At 61.8% G+C, this 18,985-nt stretch carries 19 protein-coding genes and 1 pseudogene; 10 read left to right on the top strand and 10 right to left on the bottom strand.

Annotated elements, in window-relative coordinates:
• Positions 1-353 precede the first annotated feature (353 nt).
• On the bottom strand, positions 354-1,034 hold the full coding sequence (locus ACJJVR_RS05010; protein ID WP_405402724.1) for an AIM24 family protein: 681 nt from the start codon (positions 1,032-1,034) through the stop codon (positions 354-356).
• A 9-nt stretch (positions 1,035-1,043) separates the two neighbouring features.
• Positions 1,044-1,838 carry a hypothetical protein gene (locus tag ACJJVR_RS05005; RefSeq protein ID WP_405402722.1) on the bottom strand — a complete coding sequence of 265 codons (795 nt, stop codon included), beginning with the start codon at positions 1,836-1,838 and terminating at the stop codon, positions 1,044-1,046.
• A gap of 126 nt (positions 1,839-1,964) precedes the next feature.
• Between ACJJVR_RS05005 and ACJJVR_RS05000 the strand changes: the two genes are divergently transcribed.
• On the top strand, positions 1,965-2,906 hold the full coding sequence (locus ACJJVR_RS05000; RefSeq protein ID WP_405402720.1) for a TAXI family TRAP transporter solute-binding subunit: 942 nt from the start codon (positions 1,965-1,967) through the stop codon (positions 2,904-2,906).
• Between the two features lie 322 nt (positions 2,907-3,228).
• Here the strand turns inward: ACJJVR_RS05000 and ACJJVR_RS04995 are convergent, their stop codons facing one another.
• Positions 3,229-3,984 (bottom strand): hypothetical protein, encoded by a 756-nt coding sequence (locus ACJJVR_RS04995; protein ID WP_405402718.1) that lies wholly within the window; start codon positions 3,982-3,984, stop codon positions 3,229-3,231.
• 61 nt (positions 3,985-4,045) lie between these two features.
• Between ACJJVR_RS04995 and ACJJVR_RS04990 the strand changes: the two genes are divergently transcribed.
• From ACJJVR_RS04990 to ACJJVR_RS04955, 8 genes are all read left to right on the top strand, one after another.
• Positions 4,046-4,510: a MarR family winged helix-turn-helix transcriptional regulator gene (locus ACJJVR_RS04990; RefSeq protein ID WP_405402717.1), complete on the top strand. Its 465-nt coding sequence runs from the start codon at positions 4,046-4,048 to the stop codon at positions 4,508-4,510.
• Between the two features lie 12 nt (positions 4,511-4,522).
• Entirely contained in the window at positions 4,523-5,659 is a 1,137-nt protein-coding gene (locus ACJJVR_RS04985; protein ID WP_405402716.1) for a YHYH protein, read from the top strand.
• A gap of 35 nt (positions 5,660-5,694) precedes the next feature.
• Complete coding sequence (locus ACJJVR_RS04980; protein ID WP_405402714.1) at positions 5,695-5,973, top strand: hypothetical protein; 279 nt, start codon at positions 5,695-5,697, stop codon at positions 5,971-5,973.
• Positions 5,974-6,042: 69 nt separating this feature from the next.
• On the top strand, positions 6,043-7,032 hold the full coding sequence (locus ACJJVR_RS04975) for a YHYH protein (RefSeq protein WP_405402713.1): 990 nt from the start codon (positions 6,043-6,045) through the stop codon (positions 7,030-7,032).
• A gap of 13 nt (positions 7,033-7,045) precedes the next feature.
• Entirely contained in the window at positions 7,046-7,624 is a 579-nt protein-coding gene (locus tag ACJJVR_RS04970; protein WP_405402711.1) for a hypothetical protein, read from the top strand.
• 13 nt (positions 7,625-7,637) lie between these two features.
• Positions 7,638-8,174: a cytochrome b gene (locus tag ACJJVR_RS04965; RefSeq protein ID WP_405402709.1), complete on the top strand. Its 537-nt coding sequence runs from the start codon at positions 7,638-7,640 to the stop codon at positions 8,172-8,174.
• Between the two features lie 34 nt (positions 8,175-8,208).
• Positions 8,209-9,228, top strand: a complete 1,020-nt coding sequence (locus ACJJVR_RS04960) for a YHYH protein (protein WP_405402708.1) — start codon at positions 8,209-8,211, stop codon at positions 9,226-9,228.
• Between the two features lie 23 nt (positions 9,229-9,251).
• On the top strand, positions 9,252-9,893 hold the full coding sequence (locus tag ACJJVR_RS04955) for a PEBP family protein (protein ID WP_405402706.1): 642 nt from the start codon (positions 9,252-9,254) through the stop codon (positions 9,891-9,893).
• A gap of 916 nt (positions 9,894-10,809) precedes the next feature.
• Here the strand turns inward: ACJJVR_RS04955 and ACJJVR_RS04950 are convergent.
• From ACJJVR_RS04950 to ACJJVR_RS04920, 7 genes are all read right to left on the bottom strand, one after another.
• Complete coding sequence (locus ACJJVR_RS04950; protein ID WP_405402704.1) at positions 10,810-12,090, bottom strand: TRAP transporter large permease; 1,281 nt, start codon at positions 12,088-12,090, stop codon at positions 10,810-10,812.
• A gap of 2 nt (positions 12,091-12,092) precedes the next feature.
• Positions 12,093-12,620 (bottom strand): TRAP transporter small permease, encoded by a 528-nt coding sequence (locus tag ACJJVR_RS04945; protein ID WP_405402703.1) that lies wholly within the window; start codon positions 12,618-12,620, stop codon positions 12,093-12,095.
• A 74-nt stretch (positions 12,621-12,694) separates the two neighbouring features.
• Positions 12,695-13,687: a TRAP transporter substrate-binding protein gene (locus tag ACJJVR_RS04940; RefSeq protein WP_405402702.1), complete on the bottom strand. Its 993-nt coding sequence runs from the start codon at positions 13,685-13,687 to the stop codon at positions 12,695-12,697.
• Between the two features lie 321 nt (positions 13,688-14,008).
• Positions 14,009-15,274 (bottom strand): MFS transporter, encoded by a 1,266-nt coding sequence (locus tag ACJJVR_RS04935; protein WP_405402725.1) that lies wholly within the window; start codon positions 15,272-15,274, stop codon positions 14,009-14,011.
• A 294-nt stretch (positions 15,275-15,568) separates the two neighbouring features.
• Positions 15,569-15,994 (bottom strand): hypothetical protein, encoded by a 426-nt coding sequence (locus ACJJVR_RS04930; protein ID WP_405402700.1) that lies wholly within the window; start codon positions 15,992-15,994, stop codon positions 15,569-15,571.
• 763 nt (positions 15,995-16,757) lie between these two features.
• Positions 16,758-17,027, bottom strand: a complete 270-nt coding sequence (locus ACJJVR_RS04925; protein WP_405402698.1) for a hypothetical protein — start codon at positions 17,025-17,027, stop codon at positions 16,758-16,760.
• Between the two features lie 180 nt (positions 17,028-17,207).
• The gene (locus tag ACJJVR_RS04920; protein WP_405402697.1) at positions 17,208-18,338 is read right to left on the bottom strand and encodes a Hint domain-containing protein; all 1,131 of its coding nucleotides are present in this window, start codon (positions 18,336-18,338) and stop codon (positions 17,208-17,210) included.
• A 384-nt stretch (positions 18,339-18,722) separates the two neighbouring features.
• On the opposite strand from ACJJVR_RS04920, the pseudogene ACJJVR_RS04915 reads away from it, so the two are divergent.
• Positions 18,723-18,985: pseudogene (locus tag ACJJVR_RS04915) on the top strand (transposase); the annotation flags it as partial.

The following is an 18,985-nucleotide window of genomic DNA, read 5'->3' as shown; positions in this document are numbered from 1 at the left end:
GATCGGTTCGCAGCGCGGGACTTTGGGGCCCTTCGCTGCAACTGATGTGTCATCGACTTCGATGGCGGGGACGCCGATTGCAAGGGTGCAGGCCGATCGCGAGGAAATCCGTCTGCGTGGTTGTCGTGAGACCCTGCGATGACGATGTGTCCGCCGGATATGGCCGTCATGCCCCCGAACCCAATGGAACAGTTCGGGTCATCCGGCAGCGGACACGTGACGCCTGCAGATCCCGGCACAAGGGCAGACCAGAGCGTTGAGGCGCCCGGGGTCCCTTACGCGACAGATGCACCGCTGCCTCTCTGACGCCGCGAACCGTAACCATAAGGGCGTGGACGTCAGCGCCGTGCCGGTTATTCCAACAGTGCCCCATCAATGCTTTCGCCGGTCATCCTGCGGTACAGATGCTCGTTCCAGTAGGGGGTCCAGCAGACCAGGACCTTTCCGGTGCCGCTGAAAACGCGCAGGCGTTTTTGGCCCGAGATCAGATTGCGCGGAAACGACGCCGAGTTCCGCGACGAGAACTGCAACCCGTTTGTCCTGCCCAGCACCAGCCGACCCTGAACGCGCAGGTCGCTGTCCTCGACGTCAATCGTCTCGACGGGGCCGGGTGCGTTGATGGCCACCAGACCCGCATTGCGCAGCGTGGTCTTCCAGACCAGGCCGCCGTCACCGGCCCACAGGCTGGGCCAGAACCGTTCCCGGCGCATGCCCAGGGCCACACCGCCTTCGGACGCCCAATAGACGCCAGGCTCCAGCACCCATGTCTCACCATCCTGCACATCCAGCAAATGGTATCCCGACAGCGACGGCTGCAGCACGATCGAGCCGCTGCCGACATAATAGGGCCTGATCCGAGCTTCGCTGGTGAACATCGACCGAAAGACATCCCCCAGTGCCGGCAGCCGCGGCGTCAGGGCGATGTCGCCGCGCATGGTCGACAGCGCCCCGCGGCGGGCGCGGACGGTCTCTTGGTCGATCTCGATGCGGACCTGCCGCATTCCCTCGACCTCGCGGATGGAAAACTGCGCCATATCCCCTCCTTAAGCCTCGTCCCAGATCATCACCCGGTCCCACAGACGGTCCAGCGGATCGGGCTGGATAGCGGCCTCACCACGCAGCGGATCGTCAAGCGCGACGATGACGAACAGGATGACGCCCAGAAAGAACGCGGTGATGGTGCCCAACACGAACTGACGCACGGGACGCATCCGCAACAGCACGATCAGCAGAACGTTGATCGCCGCGCCCACCAGGACCGCGTACCACAGGACGTTGGGAATTTCGGTATAGACGCCGTTCAGGCGCAGCTGTCGGGCGCGGGTGAATTCCTGAAACGCCGACAGCATCTGCGCATGCAGGATTTCCTGCCCCGCCGTCGTCGGTTCGAACCCCAACAGCTTCTGGCGCATCGCATTCACCCGATTGCCACCGCCATCCAGATAATAGCCCTGCGCATGGGCGGGCCAATCCTTGTACAGCGTGAACAGGACATAATCGCGCATCATCGCTTTGGTTTCGGACCGGACCGGCTCGGGGTAGCCGTTGATGTCGGAATACAGCGTTCCCAGAACCGTCGCCTCGTTCAGCACTGCCTCGTTCACACGCTCGTTGTTCTGATAGGCCGACACGGTCAGCAGGCCCAGCAACAGACCATAGAACAGGTTGAAGCCGGCCGTGCCGTGGGTGATCGCCTCGTTCAGGTCGGGACCCGACCCGATCAACAGGCGAAGAATCGGCTTGAGGATCAGCATCCCGACAATGATCGCCAACACTGCGGCAAGCGAGAAATAGATGGCAAGGTCGCGCAACGGAATGTTGTATACGGAATCCGGCATAGCGTTCCTCGCCTGGCTGCCTCTCTATAGTGAGTGCGACTTTCCGTTTCCACGAGAGAATTTTACGGACTTGCTCATGAATTGCCGTCATGCGCTAATGCCGCTGGCAAAATGCAGAGGTCGTCGATGATCCGTTGGGTGGGAGTGGCCATTCTGTCCCTGGTGACGGCCACGCAGGCGCAGGATCTGCGGTTGTACACCATCGGGTCCGGCGACGTTAACGGCAGCTATTACGCCGCAGCCACCGCCATATGCCAAGAGACCAACCGGGTCGAAGCGGGGCTTCGCTGCAGCCCCGAGGCGACCCCCGGTTCGATCTACAACATGGAGGCCCTGCGGACCCGCCAGCTGGATTTCGCCATCGTCCAGTCTGACGTGCAGCACATGGCGCTGACATCCGAGGGTCCGTTCGATGGCGGGCCGCCCTTCGCGGACCTCCGCAGCGTCATGTCCCTGTACCCTGAAACGTTGACGGTCCTGGCCCGCCCCGATGCCCATATCCTCAGCCTGCGGGGCCTTGTCGGGAAACGGGTCGATATCGGCCTGCCCGCGTCGGGCAGGCAGGCGACGGCCATGCGCCTGCTGGAATCGCTTGGCCTGGACAGGTCGGATTTCAGGGCCCTGTTGCAACTCTCGACCGGTACGGGTCTGGACGAACTGTGCGCAGGCCGGATCGATGCGACCGTGCTGCTTCTTGGCCATCCAAGCGCCGTCGTCGCTCGCGCCATCGCCGATTGCGACGCGCGACTGGTCAACATCTCGGGCCCCGAAGTGCGCGCATTCATCGAGGCGAACAGCGACTACGTCTACGCATCGATCCCCCGGACCGTCTATGGCAAGAAGGGCCGGACACTGTCGTTCGGAGTGCTGGCGACGTTGGTGACGCGCACGGATATGCCCGATGACATCGTTGCCGCGATCACCGCGAACATGGTGGCGAACCTTCCCTCGGTCGGGGTTTCAGCAGCTGTTCTGGAGAACCTGTCGATCAGCGACATGCAGCAATCGGGCCTGGCCGCGCCCATGCACCCGGCGGCCGCAGCCACATTTGATCGGTTGGGTCCTTAACAACTCGGCCCTATTGCCGAAATCGACGTGCCTGAGGACTTGCGCGGCCGGGACGGCAGGGTAAGCGTCGTGGCATGAGCCAGGCCGACGCTTACCGCCACCGTATGGCGCACTGGAAGTCCTGTGATGATGCCCTGATTGGCAAGCCGCTGAAGGTCAGATCCGTAAGGCACGCATGAAAGGCTCCACCGCGACCGTTCTCTTGGTTCGGCCTGCAACAAGAAAGAAGCAGGCGTGCCTTCACGGCGACCTGTGAAACAATGCCAGTCCAAAGTGCAGACGACGCCTTTTTCGGTTCGCGCATATCAAGGTTCCGGCTCTTTCACCCCACCCACGGCGGTGCGGCGAGGACGAAATGCGTGACGGTCGCGTCTAAAGCATAAAACCCCCAGTGCAGTCCGAACGCCCAACGAAAGCCGTGGATGGCACGGAGGTAAAGATAGGGGACCATCAGGCCGAACAGCGTCGCGGCGACGGTAAAGCGGGCGACGTAGAACGGCAGAAAGCCATCAAGCGCCAGCGTCAGGTGGAAGCCGCCGAACAGCAGTGCCATCAAGAGCGCGATGGCCCGGATGGACAGGCCGACAGCATCGGCCCGGCGGACCATCGCGGCAACAAGAACCTGTTGGAGCAGGATGTCAGCCGACTTGGGCAGGTAATACCACGCCGAGGCAAACATGAACTCGGGCGCATCGGACGGAGCGCGGATGACGGATACGCTTGGCAGGATCGGCAGGATCAGCACCGCGAAGGCCCCATAAGCGATCAGGATCGGAACGAGCGCACGCGCCTGGGCGGCCACATTCGATCGGGTCAGGCCGGCGGACAGCGGTCCCCGCAGGGCGGCAATCGCGGCCAGTGTCCACAGAATATAGTAGCCCGCAAAAAGGACCGGCGCGTCGTCGTAGCCGTTCGCCAGGTTCAGCCCATCGACCAGCGTGTAATAGCCCCAGCTTGATGCCAACCACACGAGCGCAATGGTCGCCACGGTCGGCACCAACTGCACAAGGCTCGACATCAAATGGGGTGGCGGGATGGTGGGTGCTGGCCTTGGGTGTTTGGTGGTTGCCAAGATCATGGTAGTGTCCGTTTCACGATAAGCTTGCCCCTGACAGTAAGTTAGTATACGAACGGTTAGAATGAAAAGAAAGCGTTTTGCCTTGCATTTCATCCTCCACGCGGCCGACCTTCTGGACGACAGCTTGCGCCACCGTCTGGCCGTGGTCGGTGTCCGCCCGCGACAGGCGCGCATCATCGATGCGCTTGCGCGGATGGAACCTGCGTCGCAGATCGCCCTTGCGCGCGAGTTCGGGATAACGCCCGCCAGTATGAGCACGATGACCGCCCGCCTCATCGAGGCCGGTCATGTCATGCGCGAGGTCAACCCGAACGAAGCACGCGCGCATCTTTTGCGCCTGACGGAATCCGGTCGGGGGCTTCTGGCCGAAATTCATGCTGCATGGCGCGACATCGACCAGTTGATCGAGGACACGATCGGGGCGCAGGGCGCCGCCGAATTGACCGAACACACCCGGGCACTGCGCGACGGCCTTGGAGGGCACGCGCCCGGCACCGCCAGACCCGAACAGATAGCAGACACCTGAAAGGACTTGGTTATGCGTTGTACGACAACACTCATCACCCTGCTGACAACGCTTTGCGCCACCCCGGTGCTTGCTCACTCCGACGGGATGGCCTTTGATGCCTCCGCCTTTCTGGGCGATCCGCAGGTTGTCGATTGCACGCTGGAGGACGGCACGGCCTCGACATGTTTCGAATTCACGGTCGCTGCCTTGCCAGAAGAGCTTGAGATCGGGCCGTTCTGTCCCGCGACGCTGGACGATGTGGGCGGCCTCTGGCAATGGGACGGCGAAAATCCAGGCCTCTATCGTCTCGACCGCGCCTTCTTCGAGATGCTCGACGCGCAGGGGTTCACTTTCTATGACGACACAGGCGCCGTCGCTGTCACCGATATCCGTCTTGACCAGCCGACGGCGGACCATGCCTGCCTTTCGGCCTCGCTTGCGCCCGATGTCACGATGACCATCCGTCTGCCGATGGAGCCGCGCATGGCCCAGGCGCCGACCCCGCTTGGCACGGTCGCCAAGGTGGGCGTCGGCCTTGACGGCGTTCCGATCTTTGCCGATGCACCATCGGTGCTGGAACGCGATCACCTGCCCGCGCTGGATGTCTGCGGCGGACATATAGACCCGGGCGGCTGGTATCACTGGCACGCCACCGCCACCGATATGGCGACCGTTCTGGAGAACGAAGGCGTCGAAGCCGACTGCGCCGCTGTCGTGCAAAACGCGGCGGCCCCGTTCGGGTTCGCCTTTGACGGCTATCCGATGTTCGGTTCGACCGAGCCGGATGGCGGCGTGCCCGAGGGCCTCGACGCCTGCGGCGGCCATGTCGGCACGACCGCGCACGGCGAGACCTATCACTATCACGCGTCCCAGTCGTTCCCGAACCTGCCTGCGTGCCTCGTCGGCGTGGTGGCGCAGGACAATTTCGCGACGACGGCGGCGCAGGGCATCGGTGCAGCAAACCCCCGGGGTGGCCCCGGCGGGCCCGACGCGGGCGAAATGCCACCGGGTTTCGACGCGGCTGCCGAAACGCTGGGTGTCGACCCGGAAACCCTGTTCGAGGCGCTGAATGCCGCGGGTGGTCCCGAAGCGGACCTTTCCGAGGTCGCAGCGACCCTTGGCGTGACCGAAGATGCGTTGCGCACAGCCCTTCCTGCGCGCCGCTGAACCAACCCACCCCCGGTCGAACACAGGAGATCCACGTGTACAGGACAATACTTGCCGCCGCCCTTTTGGCTGGCCTTGCGACCGCCGCACCGGCACAGGACCGGGCCGGACCCATGGGCGGGATGCCCCCCGGGATGGAACAGGCCGCAGAGACCCTGGGGGTCGAGGTCGATGCCCTGCTGGCCGCGCTGGATGCGGCGGGGGGGCCGCGCGCCGATCTGGCCCAAGTGGCCCAGACGCTGGGTCTGTCCGAAGACGCCCTGCGCGCCGCCCTGCCCACGCCGCCGCAGCATGGCCGACCGCCGCGCGGTTGACCTGATGACACAAACATCTGGTGCGGGTCCCCGTTGCGCCAGGCTTCGCTGACATAACAGGAGACCGACATGCATCTACCCATCCGCGCGACCCTGCTGATCATGGCCACCACCTTCGCCACGGCAGCGTTTGCCCAGACCGATCCGCGTCTGGCCGAGGTCACCGCCTTTTTTGCCCAGGCCGATGTGCGTGCGGGCCCCGACATCGTCGATTGCACCCTGTCGGAGGGGGCGGAAACGACATGTTTCTCCATCACGCTCGCCGCCGATCCACAGGCCTACACGCCCGGGCCTTGGTGCCCGACCAACGTCAGTGACGGCCCGGAGGAGGGCGGCATCTGGTTTCTGGACGGCGAGACCGTCGATGTCGACGGCGCGTTCATCACGCGACTGGCCGAGATTTACGGCGATGACAAATGGCAGTTGTTCGATTCCGACACGGGCGAGATCCGCTATACCGGCACGTTGGAGGCCTGCGAGGCCGCAGCCCGGCCCGACGTGGACCCGGCCTATCAGAATTACTGCGTCCAGTGCTTGCCCGAGCAATTGCCCAAAGAGGCGATCATGACGTTCGTGATTCCGCTGGAGCCTGTCGCGGCATCGGCCCCCGCCCAGACCAATCGCACCGGATCCGGTATCGCCTACAACGGTGTGCGGCTTGACGGTCCGGCCCCCTTGGACGCGATCCTTGGGGCCTATACCATCGCGCCCTTTGACGATTGCGGCGGACACGCCAATCCGTTCGTCGGCTATCATTACCATGCGGTGACGGATTGTCTGGACGCGTCCCCTGCCGTGGCGGCTGACGCAAGCGAAGGGGCCGCGATCGGCATCGCCATGGACGGTTATCCCATTCTGCCGAACCTGTTGGCAGACGGGTCTGAACCGGCATCGCTGGATGCCTGCAACGGTCATGCCGGCGCAGACGGCGAGTATCATTATCACGTTGGCAAGGCGGGCGCGAATGCCATCCTCGGCTGTATGACCGCGCAGGCGGGCTGCACGCAGGAGGATGCGAACGGCATCTGCAACGCCGCCGCCCGCGGCCCGCGGCCATAGGGCTGTTTCGCGAATGACCTGGACCGCCGTCGACCCGCCTGCGCGTCCGGGGCAGCATGACACACGGCGGGCGACGACCGACCGGGCGGGCACGATCCCGGTCGATCTGTTCGCCGTCGCCCGGGTGCTGACACGTCTGTGCCGCCGGTTTCGTCGGCGGGCGAATGGGATCATGGTACCGGCTGTTTCTGTCGGCGTGCGGGTCGTGCCGGAAACGCGGAACGCGCGGTCAGGTTCGTTTCAGGTCGCGGACGGGATCATCCTGTTGCCGTTCCCGCTCGCCATGCGCCGTGGCACCTCCAGGCTCCGTCCCGCAATCGCGGCGGGCAATCGTGACCCGGAACGGTTCTTACACCGGGGGACGGCAACGCTGTTGATCCTCGCGCGTGCGCTGACTTTGAGGCCGCTGTTGGCGGTAAGCATCATCGACCGTATGCTGGGCGAAACCGGTTCATTCGCCATCAGCCGCGTCATGGGCATTGTTCTGGCGACAATCGTTGCGGACGCCATAGCGGGCGGCTTTGACGTCTTTTCAATGGCCGATATCGCCTCTGCGCCGGACGGCAACCCGCTGGCCATTGGACACGAATAAAGTAGGAAACCCGATGACGACATTCTCAGATACTCCCGACCGCTATGGCATCGTCAGCCGGACGCTGCACTGGGGCATGGCCATCCTGTTCGCGGCTCAGTTTCTCTCCGCCGCCGCCCATTGGGCGCTTCCGCGCGAAAACACGCTGCGTGAAACTCTCTGGAGTTACCACACGACGCTTGGGGCGACGCTGTTCCTGCTGGTTCTGGTGCGCGGTGCCTGGGGTTTGGCGAACGTCCCCAAGCGCCCGCCCCAGTCCGGCAGGGTGGGGCAGGCCGCCATTGCCGGACATCTGGCGATCTATGCGCTCATGGTGCTTGTCCCCGCCGTCCGCCTTCTGGCGTCCGCAGGCAGCACGCGCGGGTTCAGCTATTTCGGGGTTCAGGTCCTTCCCGCCCGCGAGGTCGAGGTTGCGTGGATGCAGGTCGCTTCCGCATGGCACGGCGAGATGGGCTGGATCCTGGCTCTGCTGGTCCTGGGTCATATTGCCATGGCGACTGTCTGGCATCGCCTGATCCGCCGCGATGGCGTCTTGGGACGCATGGCCTGACCAACCGCCCCCTCCTTTGACGACAGGTATCCCGATGCTCTTCTCGTTACGCAGTTCGACGCCGATCATCTTTGCGGCCCTTGCCGCGATGACCTCACAGGGACAGGCGCAGACGGCCGATGAAACGGCACGTTTCGGACAACTGGAACGCGTTTTTCAGACGGCAACGATTGTCGGCGTCCCAGAAATCGCCGACTGCACCCTATCCGGCGGAAGCACTGCCAAGTGCTTCAAGATCACGGTCGTCGCGGCCCCGTCCGATCATGTCACCGGCCCTTTCTGCCCGCGGACCATTGCCGATACCGCGCAGGACGGTGGCACCTGGTTCGTCGATGGCGAGGTCCGTGACGTGGACGGCGACTTCATCGCCCGGCTGGCTGAGGTTTATGATGACGATGCCTGGCAGATGCATGATCCCGAAACCGGCGATGTCTATCGCCGCGCGGGGGAAATCGGCTGCCTCGTCGCGGGCGATCCGACCAATGAGACCGGCCAGCCCGACAATATCTGCGTGGAATGCGAATTGGGTTATGTCGGCAAGACCGTCACGCAGACCTACTTCATCCCCCTGATCCCGGTCATCGCTGCCGGGACGGGTGACCGGATCGGCCCGAACTCGGGGATCGGCCTGGCCTTCAATGGGGTCAAATTCGATGCACCGGCGCCGCTGGACCTGATCCTTGGCGGGCATACGCTTGGGCCTTTCGATGATTGTACGGGGCATATCAACCCCCACACCGGCTATCACTATCATGGTGTGACCGAAGGCTGTGGCGCGCGTGTCGCCGCGGCAATAGAGGGCCATGCCGCGATGATTGGCGTCGCCATGGACGGCTTTGACATTTATGACCGGCTGAATTCCGGTGGCGCAGAGCCGGACGGGCTTGACGCCTGCCGGGGCCACGAAATCGAAGGCCTCGGTTATCACTACCACGCCAATCGGACGGCGGAAAATCAGGTTATCGGATGTTTTACCGCCGAGACCGGATGCAGCACCGACGACCCGGATGCACCATGCGATGCGTCCGCCCCGCAACGTCGCCCGCGACCATGACCGACCCATTCAGAGGCCACGCCATGAAACACGCTGTCATCACAGCTGCCCTCGTTTCCCTGTCCGCAACGGCCCTGTCGGCAGAGACTTTCTCGGCGGACGTATGGGCCGACAACTGGTTCGAGATGCGCATCGACGGCGCACAGGTCGCGCAGGACAGCGTGCCGGTCACGACCGAACGATCCTTCAATGCCGAAAGCTTTGCCTTCGAGGCCGAACGTCCCTTTGTCATCGGCCTTGTGGCCAAGGATTTCCGCGAGAACGACACCGGCCTCGAATATATCGGTACGGGGCGTCAGCAGATGGGCGACGGCGGCGTCATCGTTCAGATCATGGATGCCGCGGGCGAAACCGTCGCCGTCAGCAACGCAGGCTGGCAATGCCTTACGATCCACACCGCACCGATCGACAAGTCCTGTGAAAGCGCCGCGAACCCTGTGCCAGGCAAAGACGCTTGCGCCTTTGAGGCGATGGCAGAACCGGACGGCTGGGACATTGCCGGGTTCAACGCATCCGATTGGCCGGACGCGGACGTCTATACCGCCGCGCAGGTCGGTCCAAAGATAGGATATGACGAAATATCCTGGGTGGACGATGCAGAGCTGATCTGGGGGCCGGACCTGGAGCAGAGCAACACAGTCCTGTGCCGCCTTACGGTCGAATAGGTGCCAACCACCTCGGGCCCCTGAACCCGGACCGACCCAAAGGACCAGCAACGACCAATCGAACGCTCTCCACCGCCATCGCCGGGGTGGCGCATGCAGCGACCGTCGAGGTCAGCGCCGCCGATATGCTTGACAACAGTCAGGACCGCCCCTGCATCGACATGCCCGGTGGGCAGCGGGATCATCCTTGCTACAGTCGGCAGGGTGACGTCTTTGTCGAAAATGACGTCGAGGCTGGCCAGGCTGCTGGTGGTCCTTTTTCCATGCCAGAGTTCGATGCGTGTGTGCGTGCGCCCACGACTGGCGCGCGGGCGGGACCGGCACGTGTGTCCGGCGACGGTTCTGACGCGCAGCGTCTCACCGTTTCCAATCGCTGCACAGTTCCGCCTGCGTCTGCCCCGGAAATTTGCGTGCCGTCCGGGCAAGGGGCCCGATCGGAACTCAGCAACACCAACCAGAACAAGGCCATCGCGCTGGCGAGCTGTAACGGCACCCATAGGCGTGAAGATCCTGTCGCCCGGTGCCACGGACACGCCGCTCCTGAACTCGTTAGCGCCCGGGACAGAAGGAAACCGGGATTTTGTCACGGCTTTTGAAGGGGCGATCCCGCGTGGTCTGATTGAAAGGCCCGATGAGATCGCTGCTGCCGCGCTGTCGTCGCATCACCGCGCGACAGGGCGCATGCCGCGATGCCATCGCCTGACCGACATCGTAACGCCGATATGCGGTATCAAGCGGCGGGCGCGCGCCTCATCATGCGGACCTGGGCCGCCGGGGGTTGGGGTCGCCATCATCTCCCGCGGTACAGCGCATGAAATGCCCGCCACACAGCCCGGCGGGTGAATTGAGGGTTCTGCCCCTGGTCAGGTGCCGGCAGACGAGCGCCGGCACCTGTGGTGATGCAGTCAGCCGGCCATCAATCGAGGACGGAGGGCAGCCACAGCGAGACGGCGGGCACATATGTGACCAGCATCAGCGCAACGAAGATTGCCAGATAGAACGGCCATATCGTCCGCAGCGCATCCTCCAGCTTGATACGACCGACCGCGCACCCCACGAACAGGCACGTTCCCACCGGCGGGGTGCAAAGCCCCAGGCCAAGGTTCACCAGCAGCATGATCCCGAACTGAACCGGGTCCATGCCAAGCTCGACCGTGATCGGCAGGAAGATGGGCGTGCAGATCAGGATCAGGGCGGCCATGTCCATGATCATGCCCAACAGCAGCAGGATGATGTTGATCATCAGAAGAATGACCAGGGGGTTGTCCGAAATCGACAGCAACAGGTCGCTGAGCAATCCGGGCACCTGATACAATGCCAGCAGGTAGGCGAATGAGCTGGCGAATGCGATCAGGATCATCACCATCGCTGTCGTGCGGACCGCACCGGTCAACGACACGATCAGGGATTTCACCGACAGGCTGCGGTAATAAAAGGCCGTCAGCAACAGCGCATAGATGGCACCGAACGCGCCGGATTCCGTGACGGTGAACACGCCCGAGAGGGTACCCCCGACGATGATGACCGCGGTGAAGAACCCCGGAAGGGCATCAATTGCCGTTTCCGCCACCACGCGCCATCCTGGAAATGGTTCGGCCGGGTACTTGTCGCGGACCGAGATGACATAGGCCGCCACGGCCAGGCAGACGCACATCAGGACACCGGGAATGACCCCGGCAAGAAACAGCTTGGACACTGAGATGCCGCCGCCTGCGGCCACAGCATAGATGATCATGTTGTGGCTGGGCGGGATGACGATGCCCGCGATCGATGAGGTCACCGTGACGTTGACGGCGAAATCCGCGCGATAGCCACGCTCTTTCATGACCGGGACCAGAAGCGAGCCGAGGGCCGAGATATCGGCCACGGCCGATCCCGAAATGCCGCCGAACAGCATGGACGAGAAGATGTTGACCATGGCCAACCCGCCACGCAGGTGGCCGACCAGAGCCGAGGCCAGACGGACCAGCCTTTTGGCGATCCCGCCATGCAGCATCAGCTCGCCCGCAAAGATGAAGAACGGGATCGCCAGCAGCGAAAACACCGACACCCCGGCCGTGGCGCGCTGAAAGGTGATCAGCATCGGGAAGCCTTCGTACATGAAGGCCGCCGCAGCGGCGATTCCCATCGCGAAAGCCACCGGCGCGCCGATAATCACACCCGTGGCAAAGGTGCCGAGAAGAATCAAAAGTCCCATGCTCAAACGTCCTGAAATTCGATTTCGGGTGACCAGTCCGCAAAGGACAGGCAGCGCCGAAGGGCTCGCAGCCCGGAAAACAGCATCACGAGGCCGCCACAGGAGGTGATGGCCAGGGTTCGAAAGGTTTCGGGAATGTTCAGCATGGGCAGCCGCGTGTCCCATCCGAACCGCATCAGGGTGATGCCAGCGATCAGCATGGTGGCGCCAAAGATGCAAAGGCCGATATCCACAAGGATGATCAGTGATTTTCGGGCGTTGATCGGGACCATGTCGCGAAACAGCGTGACACCGATATGCGTGTCTTCGCGCACCCCGACAGCCGCGCCCAGAAAGGCGATATAGCAGATCAGCAGCAAGGCCAGTTGTTCAACCCAGGTCGGAGTGGCGTTCAGGACATACCGACCAAACACCAGCCAACCAAAGCTGAGGATCAAAACGGCGAGCGCGGTCGAGGCGATCGCCATGCACAGACCGCGTACCAGTTCGAGCGCCTGATCGACGCGACGCAGAAGCGTAGGTTCCGACATGTTGGGGTTCCATCATTGAAAAGCGTGCGCAGGCCCGTCGTTTCACGCGGACCTGCATTGGAATGCCACGCTTGTCAGTCCGCGTCGCGGATCATGGACACAAGATCGGCAAGGTCAGGGTTGTCGGCCAGGAACGATTCGTAGACCGGTTCCATCGCGGCCTGGAATGCGGCCTTGTCCTCGACGACATTGACTTCCGTACCGGACGCCCGGACCTTTTCAAGGCTTTCGGCCTCGCGTTCAGCCCACAGTTCCCGCTGCTCGACGGCACTGGCGCGACCGGCGGCCATGGTGATTTCCTGCTGCTCGGGGGTCATGCCGTCCCAGGTGCGCTTGCTCATGCACAGGCATTCGGGAATGATCAGATGCTCGGTCAGCGAGAAGTACTTGGCGACTTCGTAGTGGTTGGTCGATTCATACGAGGGCGAATTGTTTTCGGCCCCGTCGACGACGCCGGTCCGGATCGACTGGTACACTTCGCCGAAAGCCATGGGTGTCGCGTTGCCGTCCATGGCCTCGACCATCTTGACGAACAGGTCGTTGGACATGACGCGGACCTTCATGCCCTCCACATCGGCAGGGGTGTTGATCGGCCGGATCGAATTATAGAAACTGCGTGCCCCGGCAGCGTACCAACCAAGCGGAACAACGCCCTTTTCCTGCATGCCTGCGCTGATCGCCTCGCCAACGGCGCCATCCATCAGCGTGTACATCTGTTCAGAGCTTTTGAAGATGAACGGAAGGGACGTCACGCTTGCTTCGGGCATCGACTGGCCCATCGGGCCCAGGTTGAAAACGCCAAAGTCCATCACGCCAAGGCGGACTTGCTCGATGGCGTCGGGCTGATCGCCCAGAACACCGTTGTGGTAGACGCGTGCCGTATATTCATCGCCGGTCTTTTCGGCCAGCTCGGATGCAAAACTCTCCATCGCGATCGAGACCGGATAGTCCTCGACGTGGATGTTCCAGCCGCGCAATTCCTTGGCGCTGACAGCGGATGTCGAAAAGGCAAGAATTGCCACCGATGCGGCGGTGGCAACGGCAAAGCTGTGTTTTGTTGCGGACATGATCCCTCCCTGGATTTTCCCACGCTCGCAGCGGAAATGCTCTGAAAGATACATCTGCCAGAGACTCCTCCTCCCCTGCGATTATCACTGGTATACTAGTATCGCCAAAATCCGCAAAGCAATATCTTCATGCACGGCGCCCGCATTTCACCAGCTGCGAACGATCTGGACAATCATCTGTCGCAAGACTGTGCCGGGTCAGGCGTCAGGCGTCAGGCGTCAGGCGTCAGGCGTCAGGCGTGCCGATGTGGCCGGTGCCAAGGTTTTCACAGGGTCGCGGTCGTTGCAGAGGGGTGTCCGGGCCGGGAACGCGCGTGTTGGTCACGTGGGCGCCGCGGGATCCCGTTCGATCGCGGCCTGTTCGACGGCCCAGGCGCCTGCAGCTTCGACAGCGACGGGTGACGTTGTCGGAAGGACGCTCAGATAGCTGTCTGTCTGAGCGACGGGCAGGGTCGTCGTTTGCGTCATGCGATACATGGCGTAGCATGCGATCGCGGCAAACAGCCCCCCCAGGACAAGCCAGAAGGCAAACGGACCGAATCCCTGCATGGCCCAACCTGTCACCATCGGCCCCGCAATCGCGCCCAGGCCAAAGATGAAAATCAGACCGCCGGATGCGGAGGGCATTTCTTCGGGCGGCAGGGAGTCATTGGTATAGGCCAGAAACAGCGCATAAAGCGGTGTGGTCACGCCACCGGCACAAAAGGCCGCCGCCATCAGCGGCACCAGGGTGCCCCCGGTCAACCATCCCGCCGCGCAAGAGGCCGCCCCCATGGCCGCCGTGCCGAGTATCAGCTTGCGGCGGTCCATCCGGTCGGACAGCCAGCCAACCGGATATTGCATGACCAGCGCGCCCGCGAACAACATGGCCACGAACAGCGCGATCTGCGTGCTGTTCATGCCGATCTGGGTGCCAAAGACCGCTCCCATGCCCGATTGCGTCGCATAGACGCTGCCCAGCAGAAAGATCCCGACGGTTCCCAGGGGTGATGCGCTCAGCAGGCCACGCAATGACATCGGCCGTGCGACATCGGCCACGGGGGCCGGCGTCACCGACAACAGGATCGGCGCGAATGACACCGACACAAGGATCGACGCCCCGATGAACAGCACCGACGTGCCGGCATCGGCCAAGGTCAGCAATCCTTGCGCCCCGATGATGCCAAGCGTCTGCGCGATCATATAGGCCGAGAGGACCTTGCCGCGTGTCTGGTTGGTGGAGGCGGCGTTCAGCCAGCTTTCCGCCGCGACATAGACACCTGACATGCAAAACCCGATCAGCATGCGCAGGACGGTCCAGGCCCACGGCTCTGTCAGCAGGGGAAATGCGATCAGCGCCGCCGACATCAGGCTGCCAAGGGCCGCAAACACGCGCACATGACCGACCCGCCGGATCATCACCGGTGTGGTGCGGGCACCCGACAGAAACCCCACGAAATAGCCTGACGTCACAACGGCCAGTTCGAACGATGAAAACCCCTCGATGCCGCCGCGCAGGCCGATCAGCGTGAAATGCATGCCGTTGCCCAGCATGATTAGCACGATCCCCAGCAGCAGGGCCCACACGCTTGATATGACCGTCGACATGGATTCGCTGCCCTGCTCGCTGTGCGTCTTTGCATATCTGGTCATGATACGGCCGACCCGTACGGTGTTTTTGCGTCATGGCCTGAACGGTTTGCGACAGCAGGGCCGCGTCTGGGTCCGCCCTGATGGCGCTACTGGCGGATTCGCCTGCGATGCGGCCAAGGCCATGATCCCGACGTCGATCAGGAGGGTCGCACCGGCGATTTCATCGTCAGGTCAGATATACAGTCGCACGATGCAAAAAGGGTGCCCTTGATCAGTTGGTGGGCGCTTATCACGCGATATCAGGCCCAATTATGTCATTCCTTTTGCGTAATTCAGGCATCCGTGATTCGATCGATGATCATTTCGTTCTGAGCGCCGAGAGCGTTGATCCGACGACCATGATCGATTCGACCTTTCTGATTGCGCACCGCATGCCGTCAAAACTGCCGTTGAAGCATTCTGCTGCGGTGTGGCTGAGCTGGCGTCGTGCCACGCCACGTCGTTTTGCTCGGCCCATTTCAGAATGGCCCTACGGGCGAACTCGGTGCCGTTGCTCCGGCTTGCCACCGACCCGACTAATGCGCCCAGTTCACGCGCCACCTTGGCACCAGAGATGCCGGCGCTCAGGCATAGGTTCTCGCGGCAGCGATCGCCGACCAGCGCCAGGTTGCGGAACGTGCGCGACGCTTCGAACCTGTTTGCCACAATGGCTAATGACCGGCTCTGGTTCGGCATCAGGTCCAACAGGACCGGCGCGCACGTGCCGGACTGATAACCCTTCCTTGCAGTGGTGCCGATACAGCGTCTCCGGGTTCATCGGCATGCCCCGGCTTTCCCGCAGCCCGATCCCGCGATAGTCGGACGGCGACGTGCCGCGGCGACCTCCTGTACTGTCGTGCCGATTCCCGGCCCGGCCATTGTGCTTGAACCGATGGCGCATCCATCCCTCGATCGGGCGACGCTTGCTCCTTGCCGTCTTCTGGTCGACACTGACCAGGATACAGGCCCTGCGTTGCGAAAGGACGCGATCCCACATCGCCCGGCGTACCCCGTCCCGCCACGCGTTCGGTGCCGTCAGGGCTTTCCCAAGAGATCCTTAAGAACGACAGTGTCGAGGGTCGCATCCGCCAGACGCCTCTGCGGCTTATCATTCTCATTCGGCGCTGCACTTGCGCCTCATTCCAGCACCCTCAACCTTTGGGCATCAGACACACCCACTCCGCCATAGTTGGCTTTGAGCGTATGGCCTGTCGCCGGGCTGAGCCAATGCCGGTGACAGACCTCTCCCGTCGCCATTCCGCCGCCCCCGCGCCTTGATCAGCCCAGTGATTTGCTGGTCGGAGCTTTCATGGCCCCACCGGGCTACGATCCCCTCCTCATGGGTAAAGCGGCTTCTCCCCATGTCGTCTGCTCCTTCGCAATGAAGCAAACGCTTCGTTGAAATGCGGGACGTTCTGGGGAGGGGGCGGGGCAAAAGCGATAGAACCAAGACAAAAGATCACCAGCCAAGCGCCGCCCATCGGCGTGTCGATGAAAGGGCCAATCGCATCGGCAGAGCAGTGAGCAGCCTTGTGGTCAGAATGTCATTCATTTTCATAAGCGTAACATCATGACCCGGTTCGCCGCAGCCATGACCAAACTGGCAATATTCCCCAGAGTGGCGACTTTGACTGCGCAGCAGCGTGCGCGGGACCGCTGCGGGAAACCGGGCGACCATGACATAAGGCTCCATGCCAATTCCGAAAACGAAATTGCGCTGGTTTGCCAAGGTTCGGGCCCCTTCCTTTTACCATAAGCACGCTTATACGACGCCAATACAGCCTTATTATCGGAGATGTCATCGACAGTCCCATCGGGTCACCTACTGCCGTCAAGCGAATTGCCCAAAGGCGATCTGACCCTGCGCAATGATAGAGATCGCCTTGGCATAACCGTGGGATAGGCTCGCTCACGTCAAGGGCTGGCTGTGGGCCTGATGGCGGGACAGCATTTTGCGTACCTTGTGGCCGCGGTGGAAGGGTCTGACGCTGACCCCGTGACAGTTGCTTAACAGGCCAGGCCAAAGGTGATTGATCTCTTCGACGGCGCTGGATCCGATCGTCTCGGCGGCATGTGGACCATTAAACAATGATTCGCTTTCGGCACCGTTTGCCGTGATCACCTCGTGGTGATCGAAAAGAAGATGATGATAGGTCACGGCATCATCGGTTTCCACCTGCTCTATCCCGGGAAGCTCGGTCAGAACGATTGCGGGAACGAGCAATTCCATCGTTCCAAACATTCTTTGCGCAATTTTAGAGCGCACCAAGATACGGTGCTGTCGCGAGACCATCAGATCCGATAAAGGGTGGTTCTCCCCCAAGGATCCCGCGGATATGCGGATGGGGCGCAGCTTGGGATAAGCGGCCAATTCAGATGCCGAAATATGTCGTGTTCCGTGCCAGCGGACAGGCTGTGGACCTCGGTCCAAGGTATTAACCAGATCGCCCACTACAAGGTTTTCGATCGGGATCTGGCCGCGCGGTGTTGATATCAATGTTCCAGAACAAAAACAAACGACCTGAACATCAAAAATATTCCTGGAAAAAGAGACGGGCGCAACGAAGGTGGTTGCAGGTAGCGGCGTGGCATCGATGATATGAATAGATTTTATTTCGGGAACAACCTCCCAGTTTTCTATTTCCGTTTTTGCAGGGCGAAAGAACATGTCCCCATTATGCATCTGAATCAGAACACCAGTTCCCTGCCACGGTGTGCCATCCGGCAGGGTCAACTCATATTTGACGGACATGAAACCAGTAATGGCGGCCTTTGCCGCAGCACCTGTCGCCGGTGATACGTAATTGAAGACACTGTATCCGTTGGTATGGTTATTGTAGGTTGTTGAAAAAGCCTGAGTGTTGCCCTCGCTGGTGTGAATGTCACGAAGGGTTCCGTCCAGTGACACGGCTTGGATCTGGTTTGGACCAGTCCTCGAGTATCCTTCGATCTTGTTTGCATCCGCATCGGTCAGGGCGGTTCGATAATCGCTGTTGATCTGGGGTTCCCGCCCAAACCACATCCATGTTGCTTCGGCCATTCGGATACCTTTGCAGCTATAACTTCAAAGGGCGTCGTATCCTAAAAGAAATGAAAAATCCGGCCAGTTACATTTCAAGTTTTACGATCTGTCCGATGCAAGCGGTTCGTTCGATACACTTGAATGTATTTTCTGCAATGTTTGATTGAAGGGGTATCTGCAGTGGCATAGTGAAAAGATCGCACGGGAGCGTCTGCCCGGGAGGCTGCAGACTTGCGAATACATCCGCAAGATCCGAACATCCGGGCCCAGCATATCCACGGCTCTGTTGCAGAAAGCTGGTGAGGGATTCATGCGGTGAGTCCAGTGTGCTCGCTGGTCCGCATGAGCAAACCGATACCTCCGACGTACAGGACCACGAACTGAGCTGCCTACAATGAGGCTTTGAAGCGTCGCGGGTCACTGACCGTCCGGTTCGATCTGGAGATGAACTGGGATGCCAACCCCTCCGGCAAGAGGGGCAGGTCGCAGACGTTCAGCGACGCCGCCATCCAGACCTGCCTGACCATGAAAGTGCTGTTCGGAATGGCGCTTCGCCAGATCGAGCCATGGGAACGCCACCGGTCCGAGTGATAATGGCGAGGGGGCTTCGTCAGGAGCCTGCTGCGGCTGACAGGGCTGGACTGGGTCGTGCCTGACTTCGGCTC

Origin of the sequence: Paracoccus sp. Ld10 (genome assembly GCF_045064235.1) — a bacterium.
In the GTDB taxonomy this organism is placed as follows: Bacteria; Pseudomonadota; Alphaproteobacteria; order Rhodobacterales; family Rhodobacteraceae; genus Paracoccus.
Note: the sequence above shows the minus strand (reverse complement) of the source record. Positions and strands in the feature narration are given on the sequence as shown.